Origin of the sequence: Herbaspirillum sp. ST 5-3 (genome assembly GCF_004804275.1) — a bacterium.
Taxonomy (GTDB): domain Bacteria; phylum Pseudomonadota; class Gammaproteobacteria; order Burkholderiales; family Burkholderiaceae_D; genus Noviherbaspirillum.
The window spans coordinates 65,010-77,345 of the sequence record NZ_STGI01000001.1; the positions used below are offsets into that span (position 1 = coordinate 65,010).

At 56.0% G+C, this 12,336-nt stretch carries 13 protein-coding genes and 1 tRNA gene; 7 read left to right on the forward strand and 7 right to left on the reverse strand.

From position 1 onward, the window contains the following. The first annotated feature begins 464 nt into the window (after positions 1 to 464). Positions 465 to 962: an SWIB/MDM2 domain-containing protein gene (locus tag E6W33_RS00300; protein ID WP_136414315.1), complete on the forward strand. Its 498-nt coding sequence runs from the start codon at positions 465 to 467 to the stop codon at positions 960 to 962. A 148-nt stretch (positions 963 to 1,110) separates the two neighbouring features. Here the strand turns inward: E6W33_RS00300 and E6W33_RS00305 are convergent, their stop codons facing one another. From E6W33_RS00305 to E6W33_RS00315, 3 genes are all read right to left on the reverse strand, one after another. Next, positions 1,111 to 1,512, reverse strand: a complete 402-nt coding sequence (locus E6W33_RS00305; RefSeq protein ID WP_136413173.1) for a hypothetical protein — start codon at positions 1,510 to 1,512, stop codon at positions 1,111 to 1,113. Between the two features lie 221 nt (positions 1,513 to 1,733). After that, a complete protein-coding gene (locus E6W33_RS00310; protein ID WP_136414317.1) occupies positions 1,734 to 2,279 on the reverse strand; it encodes a lytic transglycosylase domain-containing protein in 546 nt (181 codons plus the stop codon). A gap of 79 nt (positions 2,280 to 2,358) precedes the next feature. Next, entirely contained in the window at positions 2,359 to 4,086 is a 1,728-nt protein-coding gene (locus E6W33_RS00315) for a proline--tRNA ligase (RefSeq protein WP_136413174.1), read from the reverse strand. Positions 4,087 to 4,284: 198 nt separating this feature from the next. On the opposite strand from E6W33_RS00315, the gene E6W33_RS00320 reads away from it, so the two are divergent. After that, the gene (locus tag E6W33_RS00320; RefSeq protein ID WP_136413175.1) at positions 4,285 to 4,869 is read left to right on the forward strand and encodes an RNA pyrophosphohydrolase; all 585 of its coding nucleotides are present in this window, start codon (positions 4,285 to 4,287) and stop codon (positions 4,867 to 4,869) included. Between the two features lie 70 nt (positions 4,870 to 4,939). Next, positions 4,940 to 5,473 (forward strand): CNP1-like family protein, encoded by a 534-nt coding sequence (locus tag E6W33_RS00325; protein WP_136413176.1) that lies wholly within the window; start codon positions 4,940 to 4,942, stop codon positions 5,471 to 5,473. 42 nt (positions 5,474 to 5,515) lie between these two features. On the opposite strand, the gene proB is transcribed toward E6W33_RS00325, so the two are convergent. From proB to rplU, 4 genes are all read right to left on the reverse strand, one after another. Next, complete coding sequence (proB, locus tag E6W33_RS00330; protein ID WP_136413177.1) at positions 5,516 to 6,634, reverse strand: glutamate 5-kinase; 1,119 nt, start codon at positions 6,632 to 6,634, stop codon at positions 5,516 to 5,518. Between the two features lie 113 nt (positions 6,635 to 6,747). Further along, positions 6,748 to 7,857, reverse strand: coding sequence for an Obg family GTPase CgtA (gene cgtA, locus E6W33_RS00335; protein WP_136413178.1), 1,110 nt, complete (start codon positions 7,855 to 7,857; stop codon positions 6,748 to 6,750). A 125-nt stretch (positions 7,858 to 7,982) separates the two neighbouring features. Next, positions 7,983 to 8,240 carry a 50S ribosomal protein L27 gene (rpmA, locus tag E6W33_RS00340; protein ID WP_136413179.1) on the reverse strand — a complete coding sequence of 86 codons (258 nt, stop codon included), beginning with the start codon at positions 8,238 to 8,240 and terminating at the stop codon, positions 7,983 to 7,985. Between the two features lie 41 nt (positions 8,241 to 8,281). Then, a complete protein-coding gene (gene rplU / locus E6W33_RS00345) occupies positions 8,282 to 8,593 on the reverse strand; it encodes a 50S ribosomal protein L21 (RefSeq protein ID WP_136413180.1) in 312 nt (103 codons plus the stop codon). Between the two features lie 228 nt (positions 8,594 to 8,821). On the opposite strand from rplU, the gene ispB reads away from it, so the two are divergent. From ispB to E6W33_RS00365, 4 genes are all read left to right on the forward strand, one after another. Next, positions 8,822 to 9,811 (forward strand): octaprenyl diphosphate synthase, encoded by a 990-nt coding sequence (gene ispB / locus E6W33_RS00350; protein WP_136413181.1) that lies wholly within the window; start codon positions 8,822 to 8,824, stop codon positions 9,809 to 9,811. 28 nt (positions 9,812 to 9,839) lie between these two features. Further along, a tRNA-Pro gene (locus tag E6W33_RS00355) sits at positions 9,840 to 9,916 on the forward strand. A 252-nt stretch (positions 9,917 to 10,168) separates the two neighbouring features. Continuing rightward, on the forward strand, positions 10,169 to 10,891 hold the full coding sequence (locus E6W33_RS00360; protein WP_136413182.1) for a hypothetical protein: 723 nt from the start codon (positions 10,169 to 10,171) through the stop codon (positions 10,889 to 10,891). Positions 10,892 to 10,917: 26 nt separating this feature from the next. Next, a complete protein-coding gene (locus tag E6W33_RS00365; protein WP_136413183.1) occupies positions 10,918 to 12,189 on the forward strand; it encodes an HlyC/CorC family transporter in 1,272 nt (423 codons plus the stop codon). Positions 12,190 to 12,336: the final 147 nt, after the last annotated feature.

A 12,336-nucleotide genomic window follows, 5' to 3' on the forward strand; every position in this document is an offset into this window, starting at 1 on the left:
TCGTTCGGAGGCGCTCGCTGTCAGAGCGCGGGCGGGCCGCTCACGAGTAGCAAGTGGGCCGCCCCCCAAGCCATCTTGCGCTGCAGTGCGTGCAGTCCGATAGCGAGCAAGCGCCGAGTACTCGCAGGCGCTACGGCGCCACCAGCCGGAACGCTCACCTGCAGCAAACCCGCACCAGATAAGGCTTCCCGCCCGATCACACCATCCTCATCTCGAGTCATCGCGCCCCTCTGGAGGACAGAATAGTCCATCTCAGAGAGGGACTCGCGACAAGACGCTGGCACTCATCGAACGATCACGTGACGCTTTTCCGGTTTTCTCCTATGAAGATCGCGTGGCATGAAGCACACAAATTCATGCGCATAGTTATAAAAAACACTTGCATCCCTATGAAAAGCGCACCACTATTAGCGTTGCGTGATACGACGCATTTTCCCAACACATTTCGTGAAGGAGGCTTGAAGATGGCAACAGCCAAAAAACCCGCGGCCAAAACAGCCGCCAAGAAGCCCGCTGCGAAGAAAGCCGCAGCAAAACCCGCAGCAAAAAAAGCAGCTCCAGCCAAGAAAGCCGCCCCGGCCAAAAAGGCAGCAGCCAAGCCCGTAGCAAAGAAAGCGGCAGCAAAGCCGGCAGCGAAGAAAGCTGCTCCGGCAAAGAAGGTCGCAGCAAAGAAGCCCGCAGCAAAGAAAGTCGCAAAGCCGAAGACTCCCCGTAAGCCGAATGCAGCGTTCATGAAGCCGATGACGCCGTCCGCCACCTTGGGTGCAGTGATCGGTGCAAACCCGCTGCCGCGTACTGAAGTCACCAAGAAGGTTTGGGACTACATCAAGAAGAACAAGCTGCAAGATGAAGCCAACAAACGCATGATCAATGCGGATGACAAGCTCAAAGCTGTGTTTGGCGGGAAGAAGCAAGTGTCGATGTTCGAAATGACCAAACTCATTTCCAATCACCTGCAATAATCTGTCTTTCCGAAGGCCAAACAAAAACGCCCGCATCGCGCGGGCGTTTTTGTTGGTGCTGTCGGATACAAGTCGGCTCGGATAAATCGATTCGGTGCTGCCAAAACGGCTGCACGCGCCTTTGAACCCCCGTTGCTATTACTCGTCTCTACGGGCAGGTTGTGGTCACAAACGCCGCCCGCTCGTTCTCGTCAATCCCCGCACCCGGTTTGCGTCCAAGTGCGCAGTACGTACTAGAAGGAGTCATTACCTTGGTGATTCGACGTCCGTCCGTCGTCGTCATTTCCTGGGTCGTCGTTCCGCGCGGCAAACCGGCCGCCGCGATGCCTTTTTCCAGCCTGGAGGAAGGCGACGCGGACTCGGTCGGCTGGAACCTTGGCCGCGTGGGAAAAGCCTGTCTCAAGTCCCGGTCTATCCGCCCGATATCGCGCTTGGCAGCTTCGATCATGGCATCGGCGCTGTTCGTCGTCGCCGCAACCGGTGTGGCGGACTTATCTTCAATCACATGCCCTTGACCTGGCCGATCCTGCAGGCCGCGTTTCTCCTGCACGACGGTCTCCTGGCGAGCGTGCGGCCTGCTGCTGAAAGCCTTTGGAGGAACAGGCAATGGCGAAGCTGGTTGTGTCAGAAGGCGGATCTCAAACGGGCTAGCCGGGCGTTGGAGATGAATGGCTGTGCCGTTCGAAGCAACACGCCAGCACCAGATCATTAGCAGATGCAAGGAGCCGGAGACAAAGGCGGCGCCCCATACCACCCTCCGGCGGTAATCGGTCAACGGTTGTACTCCCAAAGCTTCCATGCCGCCAGCACGGCATTTGGATACTCCGGTCGTCCGCGACTGCCGTTATAACGTCCCAAGGCAAGAAACAGGTTGCCGCGTTCCATGTCGAGGTACAGGCGCAGGATGGAACATCCATAGCGCAGGTTCGTCTGCATGTTGAAGAGCTTCCTGCGGTCGCCGTCGCCGATGATGCGCGTCCAGAACGGCATCACCTGCATATAGCCGTGTGCGCCAACCGGCGATATTGCGTATTTGCGGAAAGCAGATTCAACCTGGATCAACCCAAGCACCAGGGCCGGATCGAGCCCGGCCCTCGTCGCTTCGTACCAGGTGGCCTCAAGAAATTCGCGCCTCACCTGCCAATCCGGCAGCCGCTTTTTCAGTCGCTCGGACATTTCGCCCAGCCAACGCAAATACTTGAGACGATCCTGGATGTTGGCGAAGTGAGGCTTGGGTGGACGCGCGTCGGCAATCGCGTTCGACAGCGCGAGTCGAACCGAATCCGCCAATGCCTCTTCCTGCTGATTGCCGGCCATGACTGCATTACAGAACAACAGGGCAGCAATCAGCGAAAGAATGCGCGCAAAGGGGTGAATCAAGGCCGTCCGCGAGGCTTCAGGATGCAAGCCTGGCCTTGACGAATTCAGCCATGTCCGCAGCCGCCACTGCAGTGGCCGCCGGGTCCCGACGCCCCTGGTACTCAAGCTTGCCTTCCTTCAGGCCGCGATCGCCGATCACAACACGGTGCGGTACGCCGATCAATTCCCAGTCCGCAAACATGACGCCCGGACGCTCGCCTCGATCGTCGAGGATGACGTCCATACCCGCGGCTTGCAGGGCGGCGTACAGCTTGTCGGTTTCCGCCTTGACCGCTTCGCTGCGATCGTAGCCCATCGGACACAGAACCACCTCGAACGGCGCAATCGCGGTCGGCCAGATGATGCCCTTGTCGTCGAAATTCTGCTCGATCGCCGCGCCCAGGATACGGGTGACGCCGATGCCGTAGCAGCCCATCTGCATCAATTGCGGCTTGCCTGTCTCGTCGAGGTAGGTCGCCTTCATGTCTTCCGAATAGCGCGTGCCGAGCTGGAACACATGGCCGACCTCGATGCCGCGCTGGATGGCCAGAAGACCTTTTCCATCCGGCGAGGGATCGCCTGCAACCACGTTGCGCAAGTCGGCGACCTCCGGTTCCGGCAGGTCACGGCCCCAGTTCGCGCCGGTATAGTGGAAATCCTCCTCGTTGGCGCCGCACACGAAATCGCTCATGACAGCGACGGTACGATCGGCAACAATCCTGACCGGCTTCCTGGTGCCGATCGGGCCAAGATAGCCCGGCGGCGTGCCGAACCATTCGACGATCTCGGCTTCGCTGGCGAAACGGTAAGTGGCGAGCCCTGGGATCTTGCTGGCCTTGACTTCATTCAGCTCGTGATCGCCGCGCAGAAGGAGCAGCCAGATTTCCTTGTCGGCCGGGGAGTCCTTGTCAACGGCGAGCACAATCGACTTGACGGTGTGCGTGAGCGAAATCCCGAGCAGCTTCGCAACGTCCTCGCACTTGGCCTTGCCCGGTGTCGGCGTCTTGGTCAGCGGGTGCTTGGCAGCGCCATGCTCGGCCGCCGGTGCAACGGCTTCGGCGGCTTCGATATTGGCCGCATAGTCCGAGTTCGGGCAATACACCAGCGCATCCTCGCCGGTGTCGGCGATCACATGGAATTCATGCGAGCCCGAACCGCCGATCGCGCCATTGTCCGCCGCGACTGCACGGAACTGGAGGCCGAAGCGGTTGAAGATGTTGACGTAGGCGTCATACATGATCTGGTAAGACTTCTGCATACCGGCCACATCGCGGTCAAAAGAATACGCATCCTTCATCGTGAATTCGCGTCCGCGCATCAGGCCGAAACGCGGGCGGCGCTCGTCGCGGAATTTCGTCTGGATGTGGTAGAAGTTGATCGGCAGCTGACGATATGACTTGATGTCGGCGCGAACCACGTCGGTGATCACTTCCTCCGACGTAGGCTGGATCGCGTAGTCGCGACCATGACGATCCTTGACGCGCATGAGTTCCGGCCCCATCTTTTCCCAGCGACCGGTTTCCTGCCATAGCTCGGCGGGCTGCACGACCGGCATCAACAGTTCGATGGCGCCTGCGCGGTTCATCTCTTCGCGGATGATGTTTTCCACCTTGCGAATCACGCGCAGGCCCATTGGCATGTACGTGTAGATGCCGGAACCGAGGCGTTTGATCATCCCGGCACGCATCATCAGTTTGTGGCTGATGATCTCGGCGTCCGACGGGGCTTCTTTAAGGGTAGAAATAAAAAATCGAGATGCGCGCATGGCGGTAATTCTTTTTAAAAAGAGAGAGTTATAATCAACCCAATTTTAAAGGATTAGCTGGCTGATGCATCCATTCCTCACATATTTGATTCACGCCGCCGCCCCAAGGGGGCTGGAGCATGACGCATGCGCCTCCGTGCGCGTGCAAAATTTGTAACGATGAGGATCGTCTAGCCGCAGAAAGTTTTGAGGTGCAACATGCTGGATCGTGAAGGCTTCCGCCCGAACGTCGGCATTATCCTGCTCAACGCCCATAACGAGGTGTGGTGGGGGAAGCGGGTGCGCGAGCACTCGTGGCAATTTCCGCAAGGCGGAATCAAGTTCGGGGAAACGCCCGAAGAGGCAATGTTTCGGGAACTGGAAGAAGAAATCGGTCTGAGGTCGGAGCACGTCAGGATCATCGGTCGTACCCGCGACTGGCTGCGATATGAAGTTCCGGACCGTTTCATCAAGCGCGAAGTGCGCGGCCATTACAGGGGACAAAAGCAGATCTGGTTCCTGCTGCGCATGGTCGGTCGCGACTGCGATATCAATCTAAGAGGCACCGATCACCCGGAGTTCGATGCCTGGCGCTGGCACGACTACTGGGTTCCCCTGGATGTGGTTATCGAATTCAAGCGCGAGGTCTATCAGAAGGCCTTGCAGGAATTGTCGCGCTACCTGAACCGGGTGGCGCCGAGCAACCACAATCGGCATGGAGCACGTTATCTGCGCCAGAACCATCCTGGAAAGGCCGCGAGCGAAACCACATCGCCGACAGCCAAACCCAAGAATGAAGAATAAGGGCCTGCTCATGTTGCCAAGCGTTTCATCGCCTGTTCTCCATCCTGTCTTGCCAAGAAAACAAAACAGGATGTCTCTTTTCCGCGCCTGCGTGGCGCTCTCGCTGCTGGCCGCAAGCGTTGCTGCCAGCGCGCGGGATCGCTTCGAAGAAGATTTCGACGACACGGACAAACCGTGGGAGGAAGTCGCCATCCAGTTGCCGGCGGCGCCCAAACCTGAAAACCTGCTGCCATTCTATGTCAGTGCAACCGCAACGCAATCCTTCGCCATCGACGCCAACTCCTTGAGCGTGGGGCCGGATGGCGTCATCCGCTATACCTTGGTCGCGACCAGCGATTCGGGCGCCCGCAACATCAGCTACGAAGGCATCCGTTGCGCATCCTATGAGAAGAAGCTCTATGCATTCGGCCAGGCTGACGGCACCTGGTCGCGTTCACGTCGAGACAAGTGGGAACGAATCAGCACCAATGCAGCCAACCGGCAGCATGCGGCCTTGTTCAAGGACTACTTTTGCGTGGAACTGACGGTCGCCGGCAGCGTGAAGGACATGATCAACAGGATTCGCTACAACAAGCCGCTGACGTCGCAAAATCAGATGAATTGACTGGTCTTTTGCCCGGAGTCAAACCGGGCAAAAACCCAATTCTCAGAGCAGGACCATATTGTCGCGGTGAATGAGCTCCGGCTCTTCCACGAAACCTAGTATGGTCTGTATTTCGGTCGATGGCCGACGCATGATGCGCCGTGCTTCGGAACTGGAGTAATTGCTGATTCCCCGGGCGATCGCATGCCCTTTCTCATCGATGCAGGTAATCACGTCGCCCCGGCCGAATTCGCCGGAGACTTCAACGACACCGATGGGTAACAGCGATTTGCCTTCAGCAGTGAGTTTTTGTACGGCACCGGCATCCAGCATCACCTTGCCGGCGGTCTGCAAATGATCCGCCATCCACTGCTTGCGGGCGGTCAATTGCGCGGTCTGCGCAACGAGCTGAGTGCCGATCGACTCTCCCGACGCAAGCCGCGTCAATACCTGATCTTCCCGGCCCCAGGCAATGACTGTGTGTGCGCCAGACGTTGCGGCACGCTTTGCCGCGAGGATCTTGGTCAACATGCCGCCACGTCCAATACCCGTTCCGGCACCACCTGCCATCGCCTCCAGCTTGGGGTCTCCGGCCTTGGCATCATGCACGAACTCCGCCGCCGGATTTTTGCGCGGATCGGCCGTGTACAAGCCTTTCTGGTCGGTCAGAATAATGAGTGCATCACCCTCGATCAGGTTGGCGACCAGTGCACCGAGCGTATCGTTGTCGCCAAACTTGATTTCGTCTGTGACCACGGTGTCATTCTCATTGATGATCGGAACGACACCGAGATGAAGCAGCGTGAAAAGGGTCGAGCGCGCATTCAGATAACGCTCGCGATCCGCCAGATCGGCGTGTGTCAGCAACACTTGCGCGGTACGCAGATTATGCTGGCGAAAACTCGTTTCGTAGATTTGCGCCAGCCCCATCTGGCCGACGGCGGCACAGGCCTGGAGTTGGTGCACGGCGGTCGGCCGCTTGTCGAAACCAAGCCGCTGCATACCCTCGGCAATCGCGCCGGAGCTGACCAGAACGACTTCCTTGCCTAGCGAGCGCAGATGGGCGATTTGCTCAGCCCATTTCGCAATTGCAGATGTGTCCAGGCCTTTGCCGTCGTTGGTAACCAGCGATGAGCCGACTTTGATGACGAGGCGTTTGGCTTTCTGAATGACGGAATTCATGGTCTTCTGGATGCCGCCGCCATGCCGAAAGCGGCCGGCGGCTTGCTTGTAAGTTCACCCCATTGACTCGGAAACGGCAAGCTTCAACACGAGGTCACGCGGGGTCTTTTCTCTTATTCGATCACTTTGAAGCGCGGATCGTCCGGATCAATCGATACGATACCACGTGCCTCTTCCACCATTTGCGTTTCTTCGGCGCGATGCTCCTGCTGACGCTGCTCCGCAAGGTAATCGTAAATGGCGATAATCAGGTCTTCGCACCCCTCCCGCGTCAATGCGGAAATCTCGAAGACCGGTCCTTTCCAGCCGAAGCGCTTGACGAAATCCTTGACGCGCTTCTGACGTTCATCGGCAGGCACCATATCGAGCTTGTTCAGTACAAGCCAGCGCGGCTTGTCGTACAGCGACTCGTCGTATTTCTTCAACTCCTTGACGATCGCCTTCGCTTCCTTGACGGGGTCGATCTTGTCGTCGAAAGGTGCCAGATCGACGATGTGCAACAACACACGGGTGCGCTGCAGATGGCGCAGGAACTGATGACCAAGACCGGCGCCTTCGGCCGCGCCCTCGATCAGTCCTGGAATATCGGCAATCACGAAGCTCTTTTCATGACTGACGCGCACCACTCCCAGATTAGGATGCAGGGTGGTGAATGGATAATCTGCGATCTTCGGGCGAGCGTTCGACACTGCCGTGATGAAGGTCGATTTGCCGGCATTAGGCATGCCGAGCAGCCCGACGTCGGCGAGGACTTTCAACTCCAGCCGCAGTTCGCGGTGTTCACCTGGTTTGCCGTCGGTCTTCTGGCGCGGCGCACGGTTGGTCGACGACTTGAAGTGAATGTTGCCCCAGCCGCCCTCGCCTCCCTTGGCCAGCATGACACGTTGGCCGTGCTCGGTCAGGTCGGCGATGGTTTCACCCGTTTCGATATCGGTAATCAGGGTGCCGACCGGCATCCTGAGTTCAATGTCGTCGGCACCCTTGCCGTAGCAATCCGAGCCGCGACCGTTTTCGCCGTTGCGCGCTTTGTGCAGCTTTGAATAGCGAAAATCCACCAGAGTGTTGATATTGCGGTCGGCAATGCCCCAGATGCTGCCACCCTTGCCGCCATCACCGCCGTCCGGGCCGCCGAAGGGCCGGAATTTTTCGCGGCAAAACGACGCGACGCCGTTACCGCCGTCACCAGCAATGACTTCAATTTTTGCTTCGTCGATGAACTTCATGATTTGCCGCCAAAAATGGCGCTGAAAAGAATAGGTAAAACAATTCTACAAACTAAAAAGGCCCTACCAACGGCAGAGCCCTTTCGCGGATGGCTTTCGCCTGATGCTGCTTTGTCAGATCTGCGTCATGCAGGAACGACAATCACGGTATGACGCTGCAACGCGCCTTTGGTCGTGAACTGCACCTTGCCGTCGATCAGAGCGAACAAGGTGTGATCCTTGCCCATGCCAACGTTCTCGCCAGCGTGCATGCGGGTGCCGCGCTGACGCACGATGATGCCGCCTGCATTGATGGTTTGGCCGCCATAAACCTTGACGCCCAGTCGTTTCGACTCGGAATCGCGACCGTTGCGCGTAGTGCCGCCGCCTTTTTTGTGTGCCATTTCAGACTCCTTGGTATCCGGTAATTTCGTTCAACGATAAATCAGGCGTTGATCGAGATGATTTGCAATTCGGTGTAATTTTGGCGATGGCCTTGACGCTTCTGGTAGTGCTTGCGGCGGCGCATCTTGAAAATTTTGACCTTATCGTGGCGACCGTGCGCCACTACCGTAGCCTGGACCTTGGCACCTTCGACCAGCGGTGCACCGAATTTGATGGTGTCACCAGCGCCCACTGCGAGCACTTGATCAAGGGTGATTTCGGAACCAATGTCAGCCGGTATCTGTTCTACTTTGAGTTTTTCGCCAGCAGCAACCTTGTATTGTTTGCCGCCGGTTTTTATGACCGCGTACATGTGAAACCTCATCGAATGTTGTAAATAAACGTTTTCCTCCAGAAACACGCCATCTAGCTCTGCGGAATCGGGAAAACCCCTGATTATACATAGACTTAGGCGACCAGTCAAAAGCTCGTTTCGGCTTGCATTCAGGAGCATCTTCGATTTTTGTCAGTCTTTCCAATGATGGTTTGGCCAGCATGTCGTCGTATAATCCCTGAAATTCACGATTTCGCAGGTTTTATCTTGTCTGCCGCCCTTCAACCAGCCACTCAGAACAACATCATCCAGCCGATCAACTCCGACATGGATGCCGTCAATGCGGTCATCCGCCGCCAGTTGTATTCCGACGTTCCACTGGTTAACCAGATCGCCGAGTACATCATCAGCGCCGGTGGAAAACGGATACGTCCGGTCCTGGTCCTGCTGATGGCCAATGCTTACGGCTACCGCGGCACCCACCACCACGATCTTGCCGCCGTGGTTGAGTTTATTCATACCGCCACCCTGCTGCATGATGACGTTGTCGACGAATCGTCGCTGAGGCGGGGTCGACAGACCGCCAACGCCATGTTTGGGAACGCAGCATCGGTGCTGGTAGGCGATTTCGTATATTCCCGTGCATTCCAGATCATGGTGTCGGTGGGCAATATGCGTGTCATGCAAATTCTCGCCGATGCAACCAACGTCATCGCCGAAGGCGAAGTGCTTCAACTGCTGAACATGCACGATCCGGATGTCACGGAGGAACGCTACTTGCAGGTGATTCGCTCCAAGACGGCAAAATTATTCGAAGCTGCCGCGCAATTGGGCGCATTGATCGCAGGAGCGCCGGACGACGCGATCGACGCAGCAGCCGAATACGGACGTTCTCTAGGTACCGCTTTTCAGTTGATCGATGATGTGCTGGATTATTCCGGCAACGCATCGGATATCGGCAAGAATGTAGGTGATGACCTGCGAGAAGGCAAACCCACGCTGCCGTTGATTTATCTGATGCAGAATGGCACGGCTGAGCAGCGCCAGCTTGTTCGTACTTGCATCGAAAATGGAGACGAACAGCATTTCGATGAAATCCTCGCTGCAATCACCGGTTCGGGCGCACTCGATTACACAAAGTGCGAAGCAGAAAAAGCGGCGCAACGCGCGGCGGCCTCAATTTCTCAACTCACGAATAGCCAATTCAAGGATTCTCTGCTACAATTATGCGCTTTCGCAGTCGACCGTAATCATTGAGCGGTATTGATCGCCCAATCACTGCAATCGGGGTGTAGCTTAGCCTGGTAGAGCGCTACGTTCGGGACGTAGAGGCCGGAGGTTCGAATCCTCTCACCCCGACCAGAATTTCCACTTTCCCCTACCTCACGTTTCTTCACAGCGGCTGTCCGCGCCCATGAACGCGCATGCACGCTGTAGTATTAATTCAATCATCACTTTGGCGCCAATGCGGGCAAACTTGCCCAGCCACGCCCGGAGTGTTACCTTGACCCGTGATCATTGCTTCACTCACGTTATACTGTGTAGCGTCATGCGACCGGTTGATGCAGTGATCAAATAAGCGCAATCAAATCCAATAAGCAGATCCTTCAGCATATGCCGACGATTCACGCATTCATCATTTCCTGGCCCGGTCGGCATCACGATGCCATCTCGATAGCAAATCAAGTGCTGAACAAAGCGGATCAGGTCAGTATCGTTTATTCCGATTCGGATCCAGATCTCAGGCTTCAAGCTAACTGCAACCTAATCAGGCGCCCCAACGATCTGTTTTGGGCGGACAAGTTCAAGGCATGTCTAGACGCGTGCGACTCTGACTTGATGCTAGTAATTCACAGCGACTGCCAGTGTGATGATTGGGGCGATCTCATTCAAAAATGCCTGTCAGCAAATCGCGAGATTCCGAATATCGGCGTCTGGGCGCCAATGATCGACTACACTCCCTGGAGCCCCGCTAGAACCAATATTGCCGCCGTTAATTCGACTTCGCTCCAAATCGTCGCACAAACTGATGGAATAGTCTTTTGTCTATCGCAGCCGGTGCAAGAGAGAATGAGGTCGGCGAGTTATGACGAAAACCTGTATGGCTGGGGCATCGACTGGATGTTTATTTGTCACTCTTTTTCAACGGATAAGCTTGTTGTCGTAGATACGTCGATATTGGTAAACCACCCGAAGAGCAGCGGATATCAACGCGAGATTGCAGGCAATCAAATGAGTAAATTCCTGCACCAACTGAGCGCTGGAGAGCTAGTGCAGTACCAACTCTTGAACGCATACATACATGTGCGAACCATTAACTCCAGCAGCAGCAATTAATCCCCAAATTTCCATACGGTGACCCGGTGAATGCCGTACCTTTTTGGGCGCAGTTGCTCGCACTTTGCCTCTTGATACTCCTGTCGGCGTTTTTCGCGATGGCTGAAACGGCGCTGATGGCCGCCAATCGACATCGTCTGCGGCACTTGGCGAAACGCGGCAACAAGTTGGCTGCGACGACTCTCTGGCTACTCGAGCGCACTGACAAGGTGCTTTCCCTGATCCTGATTGTCAACACCTTGATCAACGCCTTGGCGACCGCATTGGTCACCGCAATAGCTATCTCGATGTTCGGGAACGAGGAAAGTGTCATCACGACTGCCACAGCAGCTGTTGCTTTCCTGCTCATCGTTTTTGCAGAAATTTCACCCAAGGTTATTGGCGCGACCTATCCGGAACGTATCGCACTTCCGATCAGTTTTATCCTGAAGCCCCTGATGAGCCTCGCGAAGCCGGCGATCTGGTTTGTCAATCTGTTCGTTTCCGGATTTCTCCGCATCCTGCATATAAAGACGGGCAGTGGATCGCACGAGCAACGTCTCTCGCAAGAAGAACTGCGTTCGATCGTGCTCGAGGGGGGAAATTTCATTCCACAAAAGCACAAAAGCATTCTCCTGAACCTGTTCGACCTCGAAAAGATCTCGGTGGAAGATGTCATGACGCCCCGCGCACAGGTCGAGGCATTGAATCTGGCTACGCCGACGGAGGAAATCATTCACCAGCTCACGACCTGCTATCACAACAAGCTCCCGGTCTACGAAGGAGAAATCAACCATATCGTCGGCATCCTGCATGTACGCAAGGCCATTGCCCTCATCAATCAGGAAGAAGAACTGACGATCGCGCATTTCCGGCAACTGCTAACCGCGCCATATTTCGTCCCGGAAGACACCGATGTATTTACACAATTGCAATATTTCCAGGAAAACCACGAGCGACTTGGCATTGTTGTTGATGAATACGGCGAGGTGCAAGGACTCGTTACCTTGGAAGACATCATCGAAGAAATGATTGGCGAATTCACCACGTCTCTGCCGGGAGCTGCACGCGCGGATGGCTTTGCCTGGAACGAACAGGGAGAATGCCTGGTGGAGGGCGCGACGACGCTGCGTGAAATCAACAAACACCTGGGTTTGAATCTTCCGCTGGATGGGCCGAAAACCTTAAATGGGCTGTTGCTCGAAGAATTGCGCGATATTCCGGAAGCGAACGTCAGCCTGAAGATGGGGAAATGCGTTGCCGAAATTGTCCAAGTGCAAAATCAAGCGATCAAAATCGTCAAGCTGATCAAAACCTGACTTCCAACCCCGTCACTCGAGAGCGTCCCCTGGATGTAACACTTCCACGCTCACAGTGATGTCTCTTTGTCACAATACCTTTACAAATCAGATGCCTATAGGCATTATCTAATGCAACTTGGACGATTCTGACCAAATTTTCGGCTG

What these genes read in the sequence shown, in the direction of transcription:
- rpmA (WP_136413179.1), bottom strand. Translation starts at nt 8,240, where the DNA reads ATGGCACACAAAAAAGGCGGCGGCACTACGCGCAACGGTCGCGATTCC.
- E6W33_RS00325 (WP_136413176.1), top strand. Translation starts at nt 4,940, where the DNA reads ATGTCTCTTTTCCGCGCCTGCGTGGCGCTCTCGCTGCTGGCCGCAAGC.
- E6W33_RS00300 (WP_136414315.1), top strand. Translation starts at nt 465, where the DNA reads ATGGCAACAGCCAAAAAACCCGCGGCCAAAACAGCCGCCAAGAAGCCC.
- E6W33_RS00310 (WP_136414317.1), bottom strand. Translation starts at nt 2,279, where the DNA reads ATGGCCGGCAATCAGCAGGAAGAGGCATTGGCGGATTCGGTTCGACTC.
- proB (WP_136413177.1), bottom strand. Translation starts at nt 6,634, where the DNA reads ATGAATTCCGTCATTCAGAAAGCCAAACGCCTCGTCATCAAAGTCGGC.
- E6W33_RS00320 (WP_136413175.1), top strand. Translation starts at nt 4,285, where the DNA reads ATGCTGGATCGTGAAGGCTTCCGCCCGAACGTCGGCATTATCCTGCTC.
- rplU (WP_136413180.1), bottom strand. Translation starts at nt 8,593, where the DNA reads ATGTACGCGGTCATAAAAACCGGCGGCAAACAATACAAGGTTGCTGCT.
- E6W33_RS00360 (WP_136413182.1), top strand. Translation starts at nt 10,169, where the DNA reads ATGCCGACGATTCACGCATTCATCATTTCCTGGCCCGGTCGGCATCAC.
- E6W33_RS00315 (WP_136413174.1), bottom strand. Translation starts at nt 4,086, where the DNA reads ATGCGCGCATCTCGATTTTTTATTTCTACCCTTAAAGAAGCCCCGTCG.
- cgtA (WP_136413178.1), bottom strand. Translation starts at nt 7,857, where the DNA reads ATGAAGTTCATCGACGAAGCAAAAATTGAAGTCATTGCTGGTGACGGC.